Annotated in this window: 17 protein-coding genes; 4 read left to right on the top strand and 13 right to left on the bottom strand. The window is 72.6% G+C overall.

Annotated elements, in window-relative coordinates; translation table 11 throughout:
• Positions 1-131 precede the first annotated feature (131 nt).
• Positions 132-1,385 (top strand): MFS transporter, encoded by a 1,254-nt coding sequence (locus ABZ078_RS08410; RefSeq protein ID WP_356572920.1) that lies wholly within the window; start codon positions 132-134, stop codon positions 1,383-1,385.
• Between the two features lie 28 nt (positions 1,386-1,413).
• On the opposite strand, the gene ABZ078_RS08405 is transcribed toward ABZ078_RS08410, so the two are convergent.
• From ABZ078_RS08405 to ABZ078_RS08385, 5 genes are all read right to left on the bottom strand, one after another.
• Positions 1,414-2,406 carry an adenosine deaminase gene (locus ABZ078_RS08405; protein WP_356572918.1) on the bottom strand — a complete coding sequence of 331 codons (993 nt, stop codon included), beginning with the start codon at positions 2,404-2,406 and terminating at the stop codon, positions 1,414-1,416.
• A 20-nt stretch (positions 2,407-2,426) separates the two neighbouring features.
• Positions 2,427-3,332 carry a ribonuclease Z gene (locus ABZ078_RS08400; protein WP_356572916.1) on the bottom strand — a complete coding sequence of 302 codons (906 nt, stop codon included), beginning with the start codon at positions 3,330-3,332 and terminating at the stop codon, positions 2,427-2,429.
• Between the two features lie 12 nt (positions 3,333-3,344).
• On the bottom strand, positions 3,345-3,698 hold the full coding sequence (locus ABZ078_RS08395) for an HIT domain-containing protein (RefSeq protein WP_356572914.1): 354 nt from the start codon (positions 3,696-3,698) through the stop codon (positions 3,345-3,347).
• 96 nt (positions 3,699-3,794) lie between these two features.
• Positions 3,795-7,019, bottom strand: coding sequence for a PDZ domain-containing protein (locus tag ABZ078_RS08390; RefSeq protein ID WP_356572912.1), 3,225 nt, complete (start codon positions 7,017-7,019; stop codon positions 3,795-3,797).
• A 74-nt stretch (positions 7,020-7,093) separates the two neighbouring features.
• The gene (locus ABZ078_RS08385; protein WP_356573222.1) at positions 7,094-7,594 is read right to left on the bottom strand and encodes a hypothetical protein; all 501 of its coding nucleotides are present in this window, start codon (positions 7,592-7,594) and stop codon (positions 7,094-7,096) included.
• Positions 7,595-7,807: 213 nt separating this feature from the next.
• Between ABZ078_RS08385 and ABZ078_RS08380 the strand changes: the two genes are divergently transcribed.
• A complete protein-coding gene (locus ABZ078_RS08380) occupies positions 7,808-8,200 on the top strand; it encodes a hypothetical protein (protein ID WP_356572910.1) in 393 nt (130 codons plus the stop codon).
• Here the strand turns inward: ABZ078_RS08380 and ABZ078_RS08375 are convergent.
• From ABZ078_RS08375 to hrcA, 5 genes are all read right to left on the bottom strand, one after another.
• Complete coding sequence (locus ABZ078_RS08375) at positions 8,142-8,534, bottom strand: VOC family protein (RefSeq protein WP_356572908.1); 393 nt, start codon at positions 8,532-8,534, stop codon at positions 8,142-8,144. The two genes, ABZ078_RS08380 and ABZ078_RS08375, sit on opposite strands and share 59 nt — an antisense overlap.
• A gap of 20 nt (positions 8,535-8,554) precedes the next feature.
• The gene (locus tag ABZ078_RS08370) at positions 8,555-9,304 is read right to left on the bottom strand and encodes a 16S rRNA (uracil(1498)-N(3))-methyltransferase (RefSeq protein ID WP_356572906.1); all 750 of its coding nucleotides are present in this window, start codon (positions 9,302-9,304) and stop codon (positions 8,555-8,557) included.
• Entirely contained in the window at positions 9,301-10,386 is a 1,086-nt protein-coding gene (locus ABZ078_RS08365) for a nitronate monooxygenase (protein WP_356572904.1), read from the bottom strand. The genes ABZ078_RS08370 and ABZ078_RS08365 overlap by 4 nt, the downstream gene beginning before the upstream one ends.
• Before the next feature lie 212 nt (positions 10,387-10,598).
• Positions 10,599-11,735 carry a molecular chaperone DnaJ gene (gene dnaJ, locus ABZ078_RS08360; RefSeq protein ID WP_356572902.1) on the bottom strand — a complete coding sequence of 379 codons (1,137 nt, stop codon included), beginning with the start codon at positions 11,733-11,735 and terminating at the stop codon, positions 10,599-10,601.
• Positions 11,736-12,752, bottom strand: coding sequence for a heat-inducible transcriptional repressor HrcA (gene hrcA, locus ABZ078_RS08355; protein ID WP_356572900.1), 1,017 nt, complete (start codon positions 12,750-12,752; stop codon positions 11,736-11,738).
• Positions 12,753-12,917: 165 nt separating this feature from the next.
• Here hrcA and ABZ078_RS08350 point away from each other — a divergent pair, with 165 nt between their 5' ends.
• Positions 12,918-13,661, top strand: a complete 744-nt coding sequence (locus ABZ078_RS08350; protein WP_356572898.1) for an MBL fold metallo-hydrolase — start codon at positions 12,918-12,920, stop codon at positions 13,659-13,661.
• 42 nt (positions 13,662-13,703) lie between these two features.
• Positions 13,704-14,519 carry a DUF3097 domain-containing protein gene (locus ABZ078_RS08345; protein ID WP_356572896.1) on the top strand — a complete coding sequence of 272 codons (816 nt, stop codon included), beginning with the start codon at positions 13,704-13,706 and terminating at the stop codon, positions 14,517-14,519.
• On the opposite strand, the gene ABZ078_RS08340 is transcribed toward ABZ078_RS08345, so the two are convergent.
• From ABZ078_RS08340 to ABZ078_RS08330, 3 genes are all read right to left on the bottom strand, one after another.
• Positions 14,497-15,087, bottom strand: coding sequence for a Uma2 family endonuclease (locus tag ABZ078_RS08340; RefSeq protein WP_356572894.1), 591 nt, complete (start codon positions 15,085-15,087; stop codon positions 14,497-14,499). The two genes, ABZ078_RS08345 and ABZ078_RS08340, sit on opposite strands and share 23 nt — an antisense overlap.
• Positions 15,088-15,191: 104 nt before the next feature.
• Positions 15,192-16,424 (bottom strand): radical SAM family heme chaperone HemW, encoded by a 1,233-nt coding sequence (gene hemW / locus ABZ078_RS08335; protein WP_356572892.1) that lies wholly within the window; start codon positions 16,422-16,424, stop codon positions 15,192-15,194.
• Between the two features lie 43 nt (positions 16,425-16,467).
• On the bottom strand, positions 16,468-18,639 hold the full coding sequence (locus ABZ078_RS08330; RefSeq protein ID WP_356572890.1) for an ATP-binding SpoIIE family protein phosphatase: 2,172 nt from the start codon (positions 18,637-18,639) through the stop codon (positions 16,468-16,470).
• Between the last annotated feature and the right edge of the window lie 33 nt (positions 18,640-18,672).

The raw sequence follows: 18,672 nt of genomic DNA, 5'->3' as shown, positions 1-18,672 counted from the left end.
TCAGATCACACCGCTCGAACTTCTTCACGGCTCCCCCCGCTTGATACAAATTCTCCGCGCGTTCCTGTCCGTCGACGGCTTGCGCCCCTCCCCCTCCTGAGCCGCTTCTCTCGCATGCCCTGGGAACGCCCGTGTTCGCCCCCCGCACCACCCCCTGGCCCCTCGTCGCCCTTTTCACGGCCGGGTACCTCGCCCCGTATCTGCTGCCGACGATCGTCGGCAGGCTCGACTCCGGGCTTGCGCTGTCCCCCACCCAGGCGGGCGCCGTCGGCAGCGCGCTGCTGCTGAGTTCGGCGTCGGCCGGGTTCCTGCTGGCGGCGCGGGTCGAGCGGATCGGCGCGCGGCGGCTGGCCCGGACCGGGCTCATCCTGGCCGTTCTCGGCTACGGCGCCGCGGCGTGCGCGCACCCCGTACCGGCCGTCGTCCTGGGCGTGCTCGTCGGCGGCCTCGGATCCGGTACGGCCACCGCGGTCGCCGCCACCCGTATCGCCGCCCAGCCTGACCCCCACCGGGCCACCACGCTCGGCCTGCTCTGCGTCTCCGCCCTCGCGGGCGCCGTCTATCTGACGGTCCCCCACCTCGGCCCCGGGCATGGCCTGCCGCTCGCGGCGATCGCCCTCACCGCGCTCGCCGTCTGGCCGTCGACGGCCCGGCTCCCCGCCGGTGCCGCCTCGCGACCGGGCTGGGACAGCTCCCGCCTCCCCCGGCGCCGCCCCGGCCTGACCCTCGCCGCCTGCATGCTGTGCTGGTCCCTCGCCCAGAACTCCCTGTGGGGCGTCAGCGGCCGGATCGGCCTGACGCAGGCGCAGTTGACGGAGGCCACGGTCGGCGCGGTGTTCGCCGTGGCGCTCGGCGCCGGGCTGCTCGGCGTCACCGGGGCGGGCGCGCTCGGCCCGCGTCTCGGTCGCGCACTGCCCATCGGCGCGGGCACGGTCCTCATCGCGGCCTGCATCGCGCTCAGCGCCTCCGCCACCGACCTGGCGACCTTCGCGACCGGCGAGATCGCCTGGAACACGCTCTACCCGATCGTCCTGTCGTACGTCATCGGCCTGGCCGCCTCCCTCGACGCGCGCGGTCGCTGGGCGGTGCTCGTCGGCTCGGCGTCGTCGCTGGGCACTGCGGCGGGCCCGCTGACCGGGAGCCTGCTGTCGGCGCAGGCCGGGTTCCCCGTCATGGGCGCGGTCCTGGCCGTCGGGCTGCTGGTCGTCGCCGTGCCGATGACGGCGGTGGCGCTGGGCCGCGGGCAGGAGGCGAGCGTCGTGGGGGTCGCGCAGAGCGTGGAAAGCGGGGAGACCGTCGAGGTCGTCGTGGAGGTCGTCGAGATCCCCCTGGACACCGCCGACGCCACCCCGGCCGCCCCCGAACGCCTCACCCCCGCCACATGAACGGCCACACGAACGGCCACACGAACGGCTACGTGAACTCGTAGGTCTCCACCTCGGCCAGATACCGGGCTCGCAACTCCTCGTCGTCCTCCAGGAAGGAGGCGAGGAACGAGTTGCGGGCCAGCTCGCGCAGCCGCTCGTCGGTCAGGCCGAGGGTGCGGCGTACGGCGTCGAAGTTGTCGCCGGCGTACCCGCCGAAGTAGGCCGGGTCGTCGGAGTTGACCGTGCACATCAGCCCGGCGGCGAGCATCGCGGGCAGCGGGTGGTCGGCGAGGGTGTCGACGGTGCGCAGCCGCACGTTCGAGAGCGGACACAGCGTCAGCGGTACCCGCTCCCGCACGAGCCGCTCGACCAGCACCGGGTCCTCCACGCACCGCAGCCCGTGGTCGACGCGCTCGACGCCGAGGACGTCGAGGGCCTCGGTGATGTAGGCGGGCGGCCCCTCCTCGCCGGCGTGCGCGACGCGCCGCAGCCCGAGCGCGGCGGCGGCCTCGTAGACCTCGCGGAACTTCACGGGCGGGTGGCCGACCTCGGCCGAGTCCAGGCCGACGCCGGTGATCCGGTCGAGGTACGGCTCGGCGGCCCGCAGCGTCTCCATGGCCGACTCGGCGGAGTCGTCGCGCAGGAAGCACATGATGAGCCGGGTCGAGACACCGTGCTCCGTCTCACTGCTGCCCAGCGCCCGCCACAGCCCCTCGACGACCGTGCCCAGCTCCAGACCCCGCTTGGTGTGCGCCTGCGGGTCGAAGAAGATCTCCGCGTGCCGCACGCCCTGGGCGGCGGCGCGGGCGAGGTAGGCGTTCGCGAGGTCCGCGAAGTCCCGCTCGGTGCGCAGGACGGCCATGAGCTCGTAGTACAGGTTCAGGAAGGACTGCAGGTCCTCGAACCGGTAGGCCTCGCGGAGCTGGTCGGTGTCGGCGTAGGGCAGCTCGACGCGGTTGCGGGCGGCCAGCTCGAAGGCGAGTTCGGGTTCGAGGGTGCCTTCGATATGGAGGTGCAGTTCAGCTTTCGGCAGGGACATCAAAGCATCGTACGGCGGTGTCACCGACGTTTCGGTAGCGGCACCCGCAGCAGGTCGTGCGCGACGGTCAGCTCCCCGTCGAAACCGGCGTCCCGCGCCTGCCGCTCGAACTCGTCCGGCTCGGTGTAGCGCTGGCTGAAGTGGGTGAGCACGAGATGCCGTACGCCGCACTCGTGCGCCACGCGCGCGGCCTGACCGGCGGTCAGATGCCCGTGCTCGGCGGCGAGTCCGGCGTCCTCGTCCAGGAAGGTGGACTCGATGACGAGCATGTCGCAGCCCTCGGCGAGGGAGTACACCCCGTCACACAGCCGGGTGTCCATGACGAACGCGAACCGCTGCCCGCGCCGGATCTCGCTCACGTCCTGGAGCAGGACCCCGTCGAGCGCCCCCTCGCGTTGGATCCGCCCGACGTCCGGTCCCTTGATGCCGTGCGCGGCGAGCCGTTCGGGCAGCATGCGGCGCCCGTCGGGCTCGACTAGGCGGTAGCCGTACGACTCGACGGGATGGGACAGCCGAGCGGCCTGAAGCGTGTAGCCACCGGTGTCGGCGAGCACGCCGTCGGCGTCGACCGGTGCCTGGATGAGGGCGACGGTCTCGCGGTAGGCGGTGGCGTAACGCAGCCGGTCGAAGAACCGCTGCCCGGAACGCGGATAGTGGGCGGTGACGGGGTGCGGGACCTTGTCGAGGTTGATCCGCTGGATGACCCCGGCGAGTCCGAGTGAGTGGTCGCCGTGGAAGTGGGTGACGCAGATGCGGTTCAGGTCGTGCGCGGCGACCCCGGCGCGCAGCATCTGCCGCTGGGTGCCCTCGCCGGGGTCGAAGAGGATCCCCTCCCCGTCCCACCGCAGCAGATACCCGTTGTGGTTCCGGTGCCGGGTCGGGACCTGGCTCGCGGTCCCGAGGACCACCAATTCACGTACGGACACGGCGGCTTCGGCTTATCCGGGGGGCCACTCGAGGCCACGGCCGCCGAGGACGTGGGCGTGGGTGTGCCAGACGGTCTGGCCGGCTCCGGCACCGGTGTTGAAGACGATGCGGTAGCTCTCCAGTTTGTCCTCGTCGGCGACGGCCCGGGCCTCGCGCAGGACGTCCGCGGCGAGGGCCGGTTCGGCGGCGGCGAGGGCGGCGGCGTCCGGGTAGTGCGCCTTGGGAATGACCAGGACGTGGGTGGGCGCCTGGGGGTTGATGTCCCGGAACGCGACGGTCGTCTCCGTCTCCCGCACGATCGTCGCCGGAACATGCCCCTCGACGATCTTGCAGAACAGACAGTCGTCCTGCGGCTCCCCTGCCATGGTCCCTCCGGGGGTTGGGCGGCGTGGTGTACGGGGGGCATCGTATCGTCGTCGGGCGCGGGTGCATCGTGGCTGGTCGCGCACATCCTCGCGCCCCTAGGTGGGCATACTCGGCGGCGTTTTGGCCGGCCGTTCCTCCAGCGCGGTCAGCGCCACCCGGATCGCCTCGTCCAGTTGCGCGTCCCGCCCCGCCGCCCAGTCCTGTGGCCGCTGCACCACCTCCACGTCCGGATCGACCCCGTGGTTCTCCACGTCCCAGCCGTACCCCTCCAGCCAGATGGCGTACTTCGGCTGGGTGATCAGCGTGCCGTCGACCAGGCGGTAGCGGCTGTCGATGCCGATGACGCCGCCCCACGTCCGCGTGCCCACCACCGGCCCCAGCCCGAGCGCCCTGATCGCCGCGTTGACGATGTCCCCGTCGGACCCGGAGAACTCGTTCGCCACCGCCACCACAGGCCCCCGCGGAGCGTCCATCGGATAGCTGAACGGCCGCATCCCGCGCGGGAGTTCCCAGCCCACGATCCGCCGCGCCAGCTTCTCCACGACCAGCTGCGAGGTGTGCCCGCCGCCGTTCTCCCGCACGTCCACCACGAGCCCTTCCCGTGCCACCTCGACCCGCAGGTCACGGTGGATCTGGGCCCAGCCGGGCGCCTGCATGTCCGGCACGTGCAGATAGCCGAGCCGGCCGCCGGACTTCTCGTGGACGTACGCCCGCCGGTCCGCCACCCACGCGTGGTACCTGAGCGGCTGCTCGTCGGTGATCGGCACGACGACCGCGTGCCGTACGTCCCCGCCGCCCGCCGGTGAGATCGTCAGCTCCACCGCCTTGCCCGCCGTGCCGACGAGCAGCGGTCCGGGCCCGGTCACCGGGTCCACCGGCACCCCGTTCACCGCCACGATCGCGTCCCCGGCCCGCACGGCGACCCCGGGCGCGGCCAGCGGCGCCCGCGCGTCCGGGTCGGAGGTCTCCGACGGCAGGATCCGGTCGATCCGCCAGCTGCCGTCCTCGTGACGGGAGAGGTCGGCGCCGAGCAGCCCCTGCCGGGGCCCGCCGCCGTACCCGCCGCGCGGCGCGACGTACGCGTGCGAGGTGCCCAGCTCGCCCTGCACCTCCCACAGCAGGTCCATCAGGTCGTCGTGGGTCGCCACCCGGTCGAGGAGCGGGCGGTAGCGGTCCAGCACGCCCGTCCAGTCGACGCCGTTCATGTCGGGCCGCCAGAAGTGGTCCCGCATGATGCGGCCGGTCTCCTCGAACATCTGCCGCCACTCCGTCGACGGGTCGACCGTCTGCCGTACGCGCGTCAGGTCCACGGTGATGTTCGAGTCGCTGTCGTCGTCGCCGGAGGCCCGCCGGTCGCTGGGGACGACCTTGAGCCGGCCGTCGGTCCACAGCAGCACCCGTTTGCCGTCGCCGCTGACCTCGAAGTGGTCGGCGTCGTCGGCGAGATGCTCGACGCGCCGCTGGACGAGGTCGTAGCGCTCCAACTCGGTCTTGGGCTCGGGGTCGTCGGGCGTGGCCCGGGCGGCGCCGAGCGCGCCGCGCACCGGGTGCCGCAGCCACAGGACGCCGTCCTTGGCGGCCCGCAGATTGGTGTAGCGGGCGGCCTCGACCGGGAACGGCACGATCCGGTCGGCGAGCCCTTCGAGATCGATGCGGGTGACCGGGGCACCCTCGCTGTCGGGCGTCTCGTCCTTGTCGGGCGCGTCGAACGGGCGGCCGTGCCGCTGCGGGCCGAAGGGGGACGGCGTGGTCGCGGCCAGCGTGATCAGGTGCGGGCGGGAGCCGACCACGAAGGCGAGGTCGAAGACGTGCTCGTCGTAGACCGGGTCGAAGGCCCGCGTCGACAGGAACACCAGGTGCTTGCCGTCCAGCGTGAACGCGGGCGCGTAGTCCTGGAAGCGCAGCGGGGTCGCCTCGGACACCGACAGGTCGGTGGTGTTGGCGAGCTTGAGCTGGCACAGCGGCCGCGGCCCGGGGTGCGACCAGGCGAGCCAGGCCGAGTCGGGTGAGAAGACCAGCCCGGAGACGTCGCCGTCCGCGCTGCGGTCGACCTCGCGGACCTCGCCGGTCTCCCGCTCGACGAGCAGCACCCGCCCGTCGTGCGCGGCGACCGCCGCCCGGCTCCCGTCGGGTGCCATGGCGAGCTCCAGCACCCGCCCGAGCTGCCCGGCGGCCAGCCTGCGCGGCGTGGCACCCGGGGCGAGCCCGGTGGCCGGTGCGAACTCCAGCGCGTCGTCGCCCTCCGCGTCCGTCACCCACACCACCCAGTCCTCGCCCTCCGACCGGAAGGTGCGCGGCCGGCGGGCCCGTACCCCCGGCTCGGCGGCGAGCGCACGGGCGGGGCCGGACCGGTGGGTGACCCAGTGCACGGCACCACGGACGGCGACCGCGCTGCCGCGCGCGGTGTGGTCCGGGGCGGCCGACCCGAACCAGTGGGCGGCGTTCACCGGGTACGGCTGCCGGTCGGTGCGCTGCCCCCCGAGCCGGATGTCGAGCCTGCGCGGCTCGGCCCCGTCGAGGTCGTCGAGGAGCCACAGTTCACCGGCGGACGCGTAGACGACGCGGGTGCCGTCACTGGCCGCGTGCCGGGCGTAGAAGCCGTCGACAAGGGTGTGCCGGCGCAGATCGGACCCGTCGGCGAGGGACGAGTACACCGCCCCCACCCCTTCGTGGTCGGAGAGGAACGCGACCCGCTCCCCCACCCACATCGGGTACTCGAGGTTCCCGTCCAGCTCCTCGTGCAGCCGTACGAAGTCCCCGGCGCCCTCCCCGCCGGGAACGCCCCGGTCGATCCACAGCTTGCCCGCCGTACCGCCCCGGTAGCGCTTCCATCGCGCCGCCTCCAGCCCCATGGGCGCGGAGGCGAGCACCAGGTGCGGCCCGTGGACGACGTCGGCGACGGGCCCGTACGGCAGGACGGTCGCGGGTCCGCCGTCGAGCGGGACGGTGTGCGCCCAGGTGCGGCGGCTGCCCGCCTGGCCGTGGCTGCTGATCGCGAGGACCCGGCCGTCGGGGGTCCAGCCACGCACCCGGGTCTGCCCGTTGCCCCAGTGGGTGAGGCGCTTGGAGGGCCCGCCGTCGACCGGCGCGATGTGCACCTCGGGGGCGCCGTCGCGGGTCGAGGTCCAGGCGACGGTCGTACCGTCGGGCGAGATGCGCGGCAGCGTCACCGGCATGTTGTCGGCGCTGACCCGCCAGGCACGGCCGCCGTCGAGCGGGGCGAGCCATACGTCGTCCTCCGCGGTGAAGGCGACCAGATCGCCGTGCAGGTGCGGATACCGGAGATACGAAGACGATGCAGACGTCGCGGACTGATTCACCCGATCACCATAAGCAGGGGCGGCGTCCGGGGACAGCCCTTTGGATCACTTGCCCAACTCCCGTCCCGCAGCGGTCACTTGCCCTCCGGCCAGCAGTTGGGGTGCTGCTTGCAGTAGACGGTCTTGGTGACGGTGACCGTGACGGTGGGCCCCGGCTGCTGCCCGCCGTTGCCACCCGGGGCGACGGGCGAGGGCGTGGCGTCGCAGTCGCCCAGCCCGTTGACGTGGAACCACTGCTTGCCGTCGATCTTGGCGACGAGGTCCCCGCGCACACAGGAGCCGCTGACGGCCCGGGTGATCCGGCCGGTGACGGTGATGTCCTTGCCGTCCTTGGTCTCGCCCTCGCAGTCGACCTTGACCACGGTGTTCGCGCTCGCCGTGGCCGAAGCGGACCTGCCGTCGCCGTCGTACGAACCCGTGCAGTTGAGCCACCGCACGTCGGCCTTCTGCCGCTCCAGTTCCTCGGTCACGGTCTGGTCGGTCGTGAACGCCACGGTCGCGCTGCTCAGCCCGCCCGGATCACAGGCCACCACCCCGCCGACGGCGACCACGGCGAGACTTGCCACGCCCGCCACCCGTGCCACGCGCGTGCCACGGTCCGTGCGACCGGCGCGACCCCAAATCCTCCTCAACGCCCCCATGGAGGGCAGCCTGCCACTGTCCCGGCCGACGCGGTAGAGCGCATACGGCCACTCCCCGCTCTCGCACGTCACGATCGAGTGGATGCTCGTCGACGTGGCCGACCAGCCAGACCGACCAGGCGGTGCCCAACCGCCTAGCGTGTCCGTATGGGCAACGACCGCAGGCTGAGGAGACTCGTCGTGGACGAGCGGACCGCGTACCTGTGGAGCGTCCGGCACAAGCACGGGGACGGTGACGTGTGCCGCGAGGTCCTCAGCCTGACCCTGGACGGCGTGCGCACGCGGATCGTCTTCCGGGCGGGCGAGGGCCGGGGCGTCTCCGACGGCTACGCGTACGTCGGATGCGTGGCGACCGGCCCCGGGCGGCTGCTCAACCTGCGTGAACCCGGTGTCGTACGGGGGCTCGTCGACGAGGCGACGGCCCGCGGGCTTCTGCCGGGGCAGGCCGAGTTGGACGGCTGGGAGCTGTTCGACGCCGTCCTCAGCCGCGCAGCAGCAGCCACTCCTGAAGCTCCACCAGGTTGCCCTCCGGGTCCTTGAGGTGGGCGACGCGCATACGGTCGGTCATGGGGGCGGGGCCGTGGAGGAGGGTCGCGCCGCGGGAGGTGATCTGCTCGCACGTGGCGGCCAGGTCGTCCACCCGCAGCACCACCAGCGAGCGATGACCGCTCGCCTCGTCGCCGAGCTCGCCCAGGACCTCGGCCATCATCGCCCGGTCCTGGAGGGCGATGCCCGCCGAACCGGTGGCCGGGCTGAACTTCTCGTACGGCCCGTTCGTCGCGCCCGACTGCGGCTTGAGGCCGAGGACGTCGGCGTAGAAGCGGTAGCAGGCGGCGAAGTCACTGACCAGCAGCCGTACTTGAGCGAATTCCACGGCGGACGTCCCTTCGGCTGTCAGGACCAGCGGCCGGTACGGCCGAGGAGCAGGGCCGTCGCCGCGGTTCCGGCGGTGGAGGTGCGCAGCACGGTACGGCCCAGGCGGTACGCCTTCGCGCCCGCCTCCTCGAAGAGGGCCAGCTCCTCGGGGGCCACGCCGCCTTCGGGTCCGACGACGAGGACGATCTCGCCCTCGGCGGGCAGTTCGGCCGTCGCGAGCGGTTCACTGCCGTAGTCGCGTTCCTCGTGCAGTACGGCGGCGAAGTCGGCCTCGGCGAGGAGCGCCGCGACCTGCTTGGTCGTCGCCGCGTCCGCGACCTCGGGAAAGCGCACGCGGCGGGACTGCTTGCCGGCCTCGCGGGCGGTGGCCCGCCACTTGCCGAGGGCCTTCGCCCCCCGTTCGCCCTTCCACTGCGTGATGCACCGGGCGGCCGCCCAGGGCACGATCGCGTCCACGCCGGTCTCGGTCATGGTCTCGACGGCGAGCTCACCGCGGTCCCCCTTGGGCAGGGCCTGGACGACGGTGATGCGGGGCGTCTGCGGCGGCTCCTCGGCCACGGCACCCATCCGCACGACCAGCCGGTCCTTGCCCTCGGTGTCGACCACCTCGCACTCGGCCCAGCGGCCGTCGCCGTCGGTCAGGACGACGCTCTCCCCCGGCCGCAGCCGCTTGACGGAGACGGCATGCCGTCCCTCGGGCCCGTCGAGGACGTACCGCTGTGCGCCCCCGGCCGGGAGGTGCTCGACCACGAACACGGGCGCGGTCATCGGGGCGTACCGCCCTTCGGGAACGCCGGCAACGCTGTCGCCGCCGCGTCCAGTTCGGCGGCCAGCACCTCCACCAGCTGCCCCGCGGGCAGTTCACGCGCCATCCGGTGCCCCTGCCCCGCCCACAGCGCCATGCCCTGCGCGTCACCGGACGCGGCGGCCTTCTTGCGCAGGGGCGAGGTGAGGTGGTGGACCTCGGGGTAGGCGGCGGGGGCGTACGGCCCGTGCTCGCGCAGGAAGCGGTTGACCAGGCCGCGGGCGGGGCGCCCGGAGAAGGCGCGCGTCAACTCGGTCCGTACGAACAGGGGGTTGGTCAGCGCCTGCTTGTGCAGGGCGTTGGCGCCGGACTCGGGGGTGGCGAGGAAGGCGGTGCCGAGCTGGGCGGCGCCGGCGCCGGCCGCGAGCGCCGCGGCGATCTGGCTGCCCCGCATGATGCCGCCGGCGGCGACGATGGGCAGGCTCACGGTCTCACGGACCTGCGCGACGAGCGACAGCAACCCGATGCCGGTGCCGTCGGTCTCGGGGTTGTCGCGATGCGTGCCCTGGTGTCCGCCGGCCTCCACGCCCTGCGCGATCACGGCGTCGGCACCGGCGCGCTGCACGGCGAGGGCCTCGTCCGGCGTGGTCGCGGTGACGAGGGTGACGGTCCCGACGCGGCGCAGCGACTCCAGTACCTCGCTGCTGGGCACGCCGAAGTGGAAGGAGACGACCGGCACCGGGTTGTCGAGCAGCACGGCGAGCTTGGCGTCGTAGCCGTCGTCCCGTCCGCTGTCCCGGTCCCCCAGCTCGGTCTCGTACCAGGCGGCCTCGCCGGCCAGCTGGTGGGCGTAGACGTCCACGGCCGCGGGGTCGGCGTAGTCGGGCTGCGGCATGAAGAGGTTGACCCCGAAGGGCCGTGTGGTCAGCCCGCGCAGCTGCTTGATCTCCTGGTACATCCCGTCGGCGGTCTTGTACCCGGCGGCGAGAAACCCCAGCCCACCGGCCTCGGACACGGCCTGGGCGAGATGCGGCACGGAGACGCCGCCCGCCATGGGGGCCTGCACGATCGGGAGAGGGAAGAGATCGGTCAGCGCGGAGGACATGACGGCATGTTGTCACGTCCCTCTGACAAGTCCGAATCGACCCTTCCCCTTGGCGCGGGCCGGTGTTTCCCCGGCCCGCGACACCCTGGGGTCAGCGCCCGTTGAACGCATCCTTCAACCGCGAGAACAGCCCCTGCTGCCCAGGCTGACTGTGCCTACCCGGGGGCCGACCCCCGGACCCCCAGCAGCCCCCACAGCCCCCGCTGCCCACATCAGCGCCCGTTGAACGCGTCCTTCAACCGCGAGAACAGCCCCTGCTGCCCGGGCTGGAACTGCCCCTGTGGCCGTTCCTCGCCTCGCAGCTTGGCCAGCTCCCGCAGCAGGCGCTCCTGCTCGGGGTCGAGCTTGGTGGGTGTCTGTACCTCGACGTGCACGATGAGGTCGCCGCGCCCGCCGCCGCGCAGATGCGTCACCCCGCGCCCGTGCAGCGGAATCGACTGACCGGACTGGGTGCCGGGTCGGATGTCGACCTCCTCCAGCCCGTCCAGCGTCTCCAGCGGCACCTTCGTGCCGAGGGCCGCCGCGGTCATCGGGAGCGTCACCGTGCAGTGCAGGTCGTCGCCGCGCCGCTGGAACATCGGGTGCGGCAGCTCGTGGATCTCGACGTACAGGTCACCGGCGGGACCGCCACCGGGTCCGACCTCGCCCTCACCGGCGAGCTGGATCCGCGTGCCGTTGTCGACACCGGCCGGGATCTTGACGGTCAGGGTCCGGCGGGACCGCACGCGTCCGTCGCCCGCGCACTCCGGGCAGGGCGTCGGCACGACCGTCCCGAAGCCCTGGCACTGCGGACAGGGCCGCGAGGTCATGACCTGGCCGAGGAACGACCGGGTGACCTGGGACACCTCGCCCCGTCCACGGCACATGTCACATGTCTGGGCGGAGGTCCCCGGCGCCGCGCCCTCGCCGTTGCAGGTGTTGCAGACGACGGCCGTGTCGACCTGGATGTCCTTCGTCGTGCCGAAGGCCGCCTCGTCGAGCTCGACCTCCAGCCGGATCATCGCGTCCTGGCCGCGCCGGGTGCGCGAGCGCGGACCGCGCTGGGACGCCGTACCGAAGAACGCGTCCATGATGTCCGAGAAGTTCCCGAAGCCGCCCGCGCCGAAGCCGCCCGCTCCCGCGCCGCCCGCCTGGGACAGCGGGTCGCCGCCGAGGTCGTAGACCTGCTTCTTCTGCGGGTCCGACAGCACCTCGTAAGCGGCGTTGATCTCCTTGAACCGCTCCTGGGTCTTCGGGTCAGGGTTGACGTCCGGGTGCAGCTCGCGGGCGAGCCGCCGGAAGGCCTTCTTGATCTCTTCCTGCGACGCGTCGCGACGCACGCCGAGAACGGCGTAGTAGTCCGTGGCCACTTACGACTCCGCCAGGATCTGTCCGACGTACCGTGCCACTGCGCGTACCGCTCCCATCGTTCCCGGGTAATCCATGCGGGTCGGTCCGACCACGCCGAGCTTGGCGACTGCCTCGCCGCCCGAACCGTAGCCGACCGACACCACGGACGTGGAGTTGAGTCCCTCATGGGCGTTCTCGTGACCGATGCGCACGGTCATGCCCGAATCCTTCGCCTCGCCCAGCAACTTGAGGAGCACGACCTGCTCCTCCAGCGCTTCGAGCACCGGCCGGATGGTGAGGGGAAAGTCATGTCCGAAGCGGGTGAGATTGGCGGTGCCGCCGATCATCAGCCGCTCCTCGTTCTCCTCGACGAGTGTCTCCAGAAGGGTGGAGAGCACGGTCGAGACGGTGCCGCGGTCCTCCATGTCGAAGCCCTCGGGGAGGTCCTCGACGAGCTGCGGCACATCGGTGAAGCGCCGCCCCGCGACCCGGCTGTTGAGCCGCGCGCGCAGGTCCGCGAGCGAGGCCTCGCCGAAGGGCGCCGGGCAGTCGACCATCCGCTGCTCGACCCTCCCGGTGTCCGTGATCAGCACGAGCATCACCCGCGCGGGCGCGAGCGAGAGCAGCTCGACGTGCCGCACGGTCGACCGGGTCAGCGAGGGGTACTGCACGACGGCGACCTGCCGGGTGAGCTGCGCGAGCAGCCGTACGGTGCGGGCCACGACGTCGTCGAGGTCCACGGCGCCCTCCAGGAAGTTCTGGATGGCGCGTCGCTCCGGCGGGGTCATCGGCTTGACGCCGGCGAGCTTGTCGACGAACAGCCGGTAGCCCTTGTCGGTGGGGATCCGCCCGGCGCTGGTGTGCGGCTGGGCGATGTAGCCCTCGTCCTCCAGGGCCGCCATGTCGTTGCGGACGGTCGCCGGGGAGACGCCGAGGTTGTGCCGCTCGGTGAGCGCCTTGGAGCCGACCGGCTCCTCCGTCCCGACGTAGTCCTGGACGATGGCGCGCAGCACCTGAAGCCTGCGTTCACTCAGCATCGCGCGCACACCTCCAGAACTCGTTCCCCTCGGCGTCCCGCCTGGCACTCTGCGCGTGCGAGTGCCAGCCGTCCCCGGCCCAGTGTACGGCCGTGGGGTACGCCCCGGGCAAGGCCGGTCCGGCACCACCGTGCTCGATGGTGGTGTCCCCGCTAGCGTCGCCGTATGACGGTGACTTGGGAAGGGCTGGGGTGGGAGCGGCTGGCGGCCGGGGTGGGCCGGTGCCGGCTTCCGGTGTGGGACTGCACGGCCGGGCTGGTCGTGGGGCGGGACACCGCGCTGGTGATCGACGCGGGGTCAAGCCTCGGGGAGGGCGCGCGGTTGCGTACGCAGGCGCAGTGGCTCGCGGGTCATCGTGTGACTCATCTCGCGCTGACGCATCCCCACTTCGACCATGTCTTCGGGGCGGCGGCGTTCGCGGGGGCGGAGATGTTCGGCGCCGTGGGCATGGACACGGTCTTCGAGCAGCGGCACGCGCGCGAGGAGCTGCGCGGGGACGCGGTACGCAACGGCCTGGACGCGGAGTCGGCGGAGGAGGCCGTGGACGCCCTGGTCCGCCCCCGCCACCAGGTGAGCGGTGAGTGGACCCTCGACCTCGACGGCGGCCGCCAGGTCCTCCTGGCGAACGTGGGCCCGGCGCACACGGCCCACGATCTGGTGGTGCTCGTGCCGGGCCGGTCCCCCGGCGATCGGGAGGTGGTCTTCTGCGGTGATCTGGTGGAGGAGTCCGGCGAACCTCAGGCGGGCCCCGACGCCGTACCGTCCCACTGGCCGGCGGCCCTGGACCGGCTCCTGGAGCTGGGCGGCGAGGACGCGCTGTACGTACCCGGTCACGGAGCGGTGGTGGACGCGGACTTCGTACGGCGCCAGCGCGACGCCCTCGCGGCCCGCTTCGGCGTGTCGCGGTGATCCGCCCCGCATGAGGGCCGGACTTCTCCTATCGTCACTCGAATGCGCCAGTACTCACCGGACCTGACCCCACCCTGGAAGAAACCCAAGTCCGTCCCCGAGGTCCCGGCGGACCCGGGTCTGGTGGTGGAGGAGCCCGGAACGGGCTTCTGCGGCGCGGTGATCCGCTGTGAGGCGGGCACGGTGACGCTGGAGGACCGCTTCGGCAAGCACCGGGTGTTCCCACTGGAGCCGCGGGGGTTCCTGCTGGAGGGCAAGGTGGTGACCCTCGTCCGGCCGTCGGGCGCGGCTCCGGTACGTCCCACCCGTACGGCATCCGGTTCGGTCGCCGTCCCCGGCGCACGCGCGCGTGTCGCCCGCGCCGGCCGTATCTACGTCGAGGGCCGGCACGACGCCGAGCTGGTCGAGAAGGTCTGGGGCGACGACCTGCGCATCGAGGGCGTGGTGGTGGAGTACCTGGAGGGCGTCGACGACCTGCCGTCGATCGTGGCCGATTTCGCGCCGGGTCCGGATGCGCGGCTGGGGGTGCTGGTCGACCACCTGGTGCCGGGCACGAAGGAGTGGCGTATCGCGGAGGCGGTGACCAGCGAGCACGCCCTGGTGGTGGGCCACCCGTACATCGACATCTGGGAGGCGGTGAAGCCGTCGTCGCTGGGGATCGAGGCGTGGCCGCGGGTGCCGCGCGGGGAGGACTGGAAGACGGGGGTGTGCCGGGCGTTGGGGTGGCCGTCGGAGAACACCGGGGCGGTGTGGCAGACGATTCTGGGGCGGGTGGGGTCTTACAAGGACCTGGAGCCGGAGCTGTTGGGGCGGGTGGAGGAGTTGATCGACTTCGTCACGGGTAGCGGTGGGGCCTGACGTTGGGGAACGTTCCGAACTCGCTGGTGTCCAGTTCGAGTCCCAGAGCCTCCAACGGGACTGGATCGCCGAATTTGATGATCTCCTGGCTGAGGTAGTCGGCGTCCTCACCCTGGCCTGCGGACTTCGTCAGCAGGACGCAATGCCCCATGATCGGGTCGACGATGAGATAGGCGGGAATCTTCCCGGCCGCGTAGATCGACCGCTTGATCACGTAGTCCTGATGGACGCTGGACTTGGAGACGACCTCCACGACCATCGTGACCAGCTTGGAGGGCAGCAGACGGCCCGAGTCGGGTAGGGCGTCTCGCGCCACGACCACCAGGTCCGGTACCGGCTCGCTTGCCTCGTCCAGGATGTCCACGTCCTGGGTCTGAAGGCGAAACCAGCGCTGTCGCGGGATCTGGTCCTGTACATCGGCAACGATCATGTTGTGCACGATGTCAGGGCTGGCCATCATCACGATTACCCCCCGGAGGAGCTCCACCTTGACGCCCTCGGGAGGCTCAAGCTCCTCGAAGATCTTCACCATGCCGGTGGTCATCGGTCGGTCGTCCACAGCGGTCATCTCCGCAGTCCTCCGGTTTCCGCCACCGTGCGCTTACGGCGGCAGCCTACGAACCAGGTTAGGGACCGAACCGACGTTCCGCACCGCTTCACCCACCCGAGTGATCAGTCCACGAGGTCCCGCACCACCGCATCCGCCAGCAACCGCCCCCGCAAGGTCAGCACCGCACGCCCCTCCTGGTACGGCCCCTCCTCAAGCAGCCCCTCCCCCAATGCCCGCCGAGAGGCCGCAAGCCCTTCCTCCCGCAGCAACTCCAACGGCACCCCTTCCCGCAGCCGCAGCTCCAGCAGGATCCGCTCGACCCTCCTGTCCTCCTCCGACAGGAGTTCGCGCCCAGCCCCGGGCGACCTCCCCGCCGCCAGCGCCGCCGCGTACGCCCCTGGATGCTTGACGTTCCACCAGCGCACCCCGCCCACGTGCGAGTGCGCTCCCGGACCCGCGCCCCACCAGTCGGCACCCCGCCAGTACAGCTCGTTGTGCAGGCACCGGGCGGCTTCGGAGGTCGCCCAGTTCGAGACCTCGTACCACTCGAAGCCCGCCTCCGACAGCGCCGACTCCGCGATCAGGTACCGGTCCGCGTGGACGTCGTCGTCCGTCATCGGGACTTCGCCCCGCCGGATACGACGGGCCAGCTGCGTACCCTCCTCCACGATCAAGGCGTACGCGCTGATGTGGTCCGGCCCCGCACCCAGCGCCGCCTCCAGCGACGCCCGCCAGTCGTCGTCCGACTCCCCCGGCGTGCCGTAGATCAGGTCGAGGTTGACGTGCTCGAAGCCCGCCCCTCGCGCCTCCGCGACGCACGCCTCCGGGCGCCCCGGCGTGTGCGTCCGGTCCAGCACGCGCAGCACGTGCCGCTTCGCGCTCTGCATGCCGAAGGAGATCCGGTTGAAGCCGCCCTCGCGGAGGGTGGCCAGGTAGGCCGGGTCCACCGACTCCGGGTTCGCCTCCGTCGTGATCTCCGCGTCCGGTGCCAGCCCGAACTCGTCGCGGATCGCCCCCAGCATCCGTACGAGATCGTCGGCGGCCAGCAGGGTCGGCGTACCGCCGCCGACGAAGACCGTGCGGACCTCGCGCGGGTCGTCGCCGAGGACCTTGCGGGCCAGGCGGACCTCGTCGATCAGGGTGTCCGCGTAGTTGTCGCGGGAGGCCAGGACGCCGCCCGTGCCGCGCAGCTCGGTCGCCGTGTAGGTGTTGAAGTCGCAGTAGCCGCAGCGGGTCGCGCAGTACGGGACGTGCAGGTAGAAGCCGAGGGGGCGGTCGGCGGACCCGGCGAGCGCGGGCGCGGGGAGCGCGCCGTCGTCGGGGACGGGCTCGCCGTCGGGGAGTGCGGAGGGCATGGGTTCCATTGTCCAGCACCGGGACGCGTTCCCGTTCGGCCGGCTACTCGGCCTGGAGCACGAGCAGCGCCAGATCGTCCTCGGGCGGACGGCCGCCGAACTCGTGCACCAGCCGGCGGATCCGTTCCGCGATCAGCTCGGCGTTCAGCCCCGCGCACCCCGCGAGCGCGGTGGCGAGGCCGTCGCCGTCGTCGAACTGGCGGGAGCCGCTGCGCCGCTCGGTCACCCCGTCCGTCACGCACAGCAGCGTCTCGCCGGAGCGCAGCTCGAAGGTCTCGCTGGTGTACGTGGCGTCCTCGACGACCCCGAGGAGGGTCTGGGGGTGCGCGGCGGTGTGGACCTCGCCGCCCGCGCCCAGCACCAGCGGCAGCGGGTGTCCGGCGGAGGCGAGGGTGCAGCGGATGCCGCCGTCGAAGGGCGTCAGTTCGCCGTACAGAAGGGACAGGAAGCGGGTCTGGGGGCCGTCTCCGGGGGCGACCGGGCCGACCAGGGCGCGGGCGGCGGCGTCGGCGGCTTCCGTGGCGTCGTCGAGGAGGAGCTGGTTGAGGCGGTCGAGCACGTCGGCGACCCGGTAGCCCTCGCGGGCGAGGAGCCGCAGCCACGGGCGCGCGATGCCGATCACCACGGCCGCCTCGGGGCCCTTGCCCTGGACATCGCCGATGGCGAAGCACCAGCGGCCGTCGCCGGCCGGGAAGAGGTCGTAGAAGTCGCCGCTCGGACCGCCCTTGTCGCACGGCTCGTACACCAGGGCGCTGGCCACGCCGGGGATCTTCGCGACGGCGCCGGGCAGCAGTCCGCGTTGCAGGACCTGGCTGATGGTGACCTGCCGGGCGTACTGGCGGGCGGCGCCGATGGCGAGGGCCACCCGGCGGCTGAGGTCCTCGACGAGCCCGGTGATCTCGTCGGGGAAGCACGCGAGGCCGGCCCGGCCGATGACCAGGGTGCCCAGCGGGCGGCCGCCGGCGATCAGCCGGTACGCGAGCGCCGTGCCGCTCGTCCCGCGCTCGCCGAGCGCCTCACCTGGCCAGGGGTAGGGGACGGGTCCGGCGCGGTCGCTGCCGGCCGGGTGCGGTGGCTCCTTCTCCAGGGCGCGGCGGAGGTCCTCGATGTGGTTCTCGGAGCTGTGCCAGACGCGGGCGAGCCGGGGTCCCGCCCCGGCGATGCCGTCCGCCGGCCGGCCTGCCGGGGTCTCGGTCTCGCCGGCTCGGGGGTAGCCCCAGCGACCGGCGACCTCGTCCTCCAGCCACACCGCGCACCAGTCCGCCAGCCGGGGCACGATCAGCTGGCCGGCGAGGGCGGCGACGAGGTTCTCGTCGAGCTGCCCGGCGAGCAGGTCGGATGCCTCGGCGAGGAAGGACAGGGCGCCCCGGTTGAGCCAGTCCCGTTCCCGCTCGGCGCGAGGGGGGTGGTGGGGGTGGTGGGCGTGGTGGCCGTGGTGGCCGTGGTGGGGGTGCTGGCCGTGGTGATGGTGGCCGTGCTGGTCGTATGGGTGGTGCTGGTCGTGTCCGTCGTGTCCCTGGTCATACGGCTCCCCCTGATCGAGGGACCCGGGCGGTGAAGGGGCGGTCGGCGTCGGGGGCGGCTCGGGCGCGAGGATCTCGGCGACGCGCAACCCGCGCTCCAGCGCGCGCTCCTCGGCGCACGCCTCGATGTCGTCCTTGCCCGCCACGGGATCCTCGGCCGGCAGCCGCGCCCACACGGTCTTGGCGCCGGTGCGATAGGTGACGCCCCAGGACTCGGCGAGCCGGGACACCAGCCGCAGACCACGCCCGTACTCCGGTGTGTCGTACGGCGCCTCGACCTCCCCGTTGCGCGGGGCGCGCGACGGGTGGTGGTCCAGGACCTCGACGAGGAGGGCGCCGGTGTCCTCCTCCAGCCGGCAGGTGAGCTCCACCTCGGTACCGGCGTGCACGACGGCGTTGGTGACGAGCTCGCTCACGGCCACGACGGCGTCGTCGACGAGGCGGTCGCTGAGGCGTTCGGTGCCGGGGAGGCCGGAGGTGGCCCACTCGGTGAGGGCTGCGCGTACGAGGGAGCGGGCGGACCCCGGGGAGAGAGGGCTGCCGGGAAGGCTGGTACGGGTCTCGGGCTGCGGGTCGGTGCCGCGGTCCGCGCGGGGGTGCGCGCCCTCCTGCGCGCGCGGGCGCGAGCCCTCGCACGCAGGCGCGTCAGAGGCGCGGGTGACGGTCTCCCGTTGCACCGGAATGGCCCCCATGGACAGCTCCCCGAACAGTTCGGACGAATACGC

It is taken from the genome of Streptomyces sp. NPDC006385 (genome assembly GCF_040612485.1).
Lineage (GTDB): Bacteria > Actinomycetota > Actinomycetes > Streptomycetales > Streptomycetaceae > Streptomyces.
Note: the sequence above shows the minus strand (reverse complement) of the source record. Positions and strands in the feature narration are given on the sequence as shown.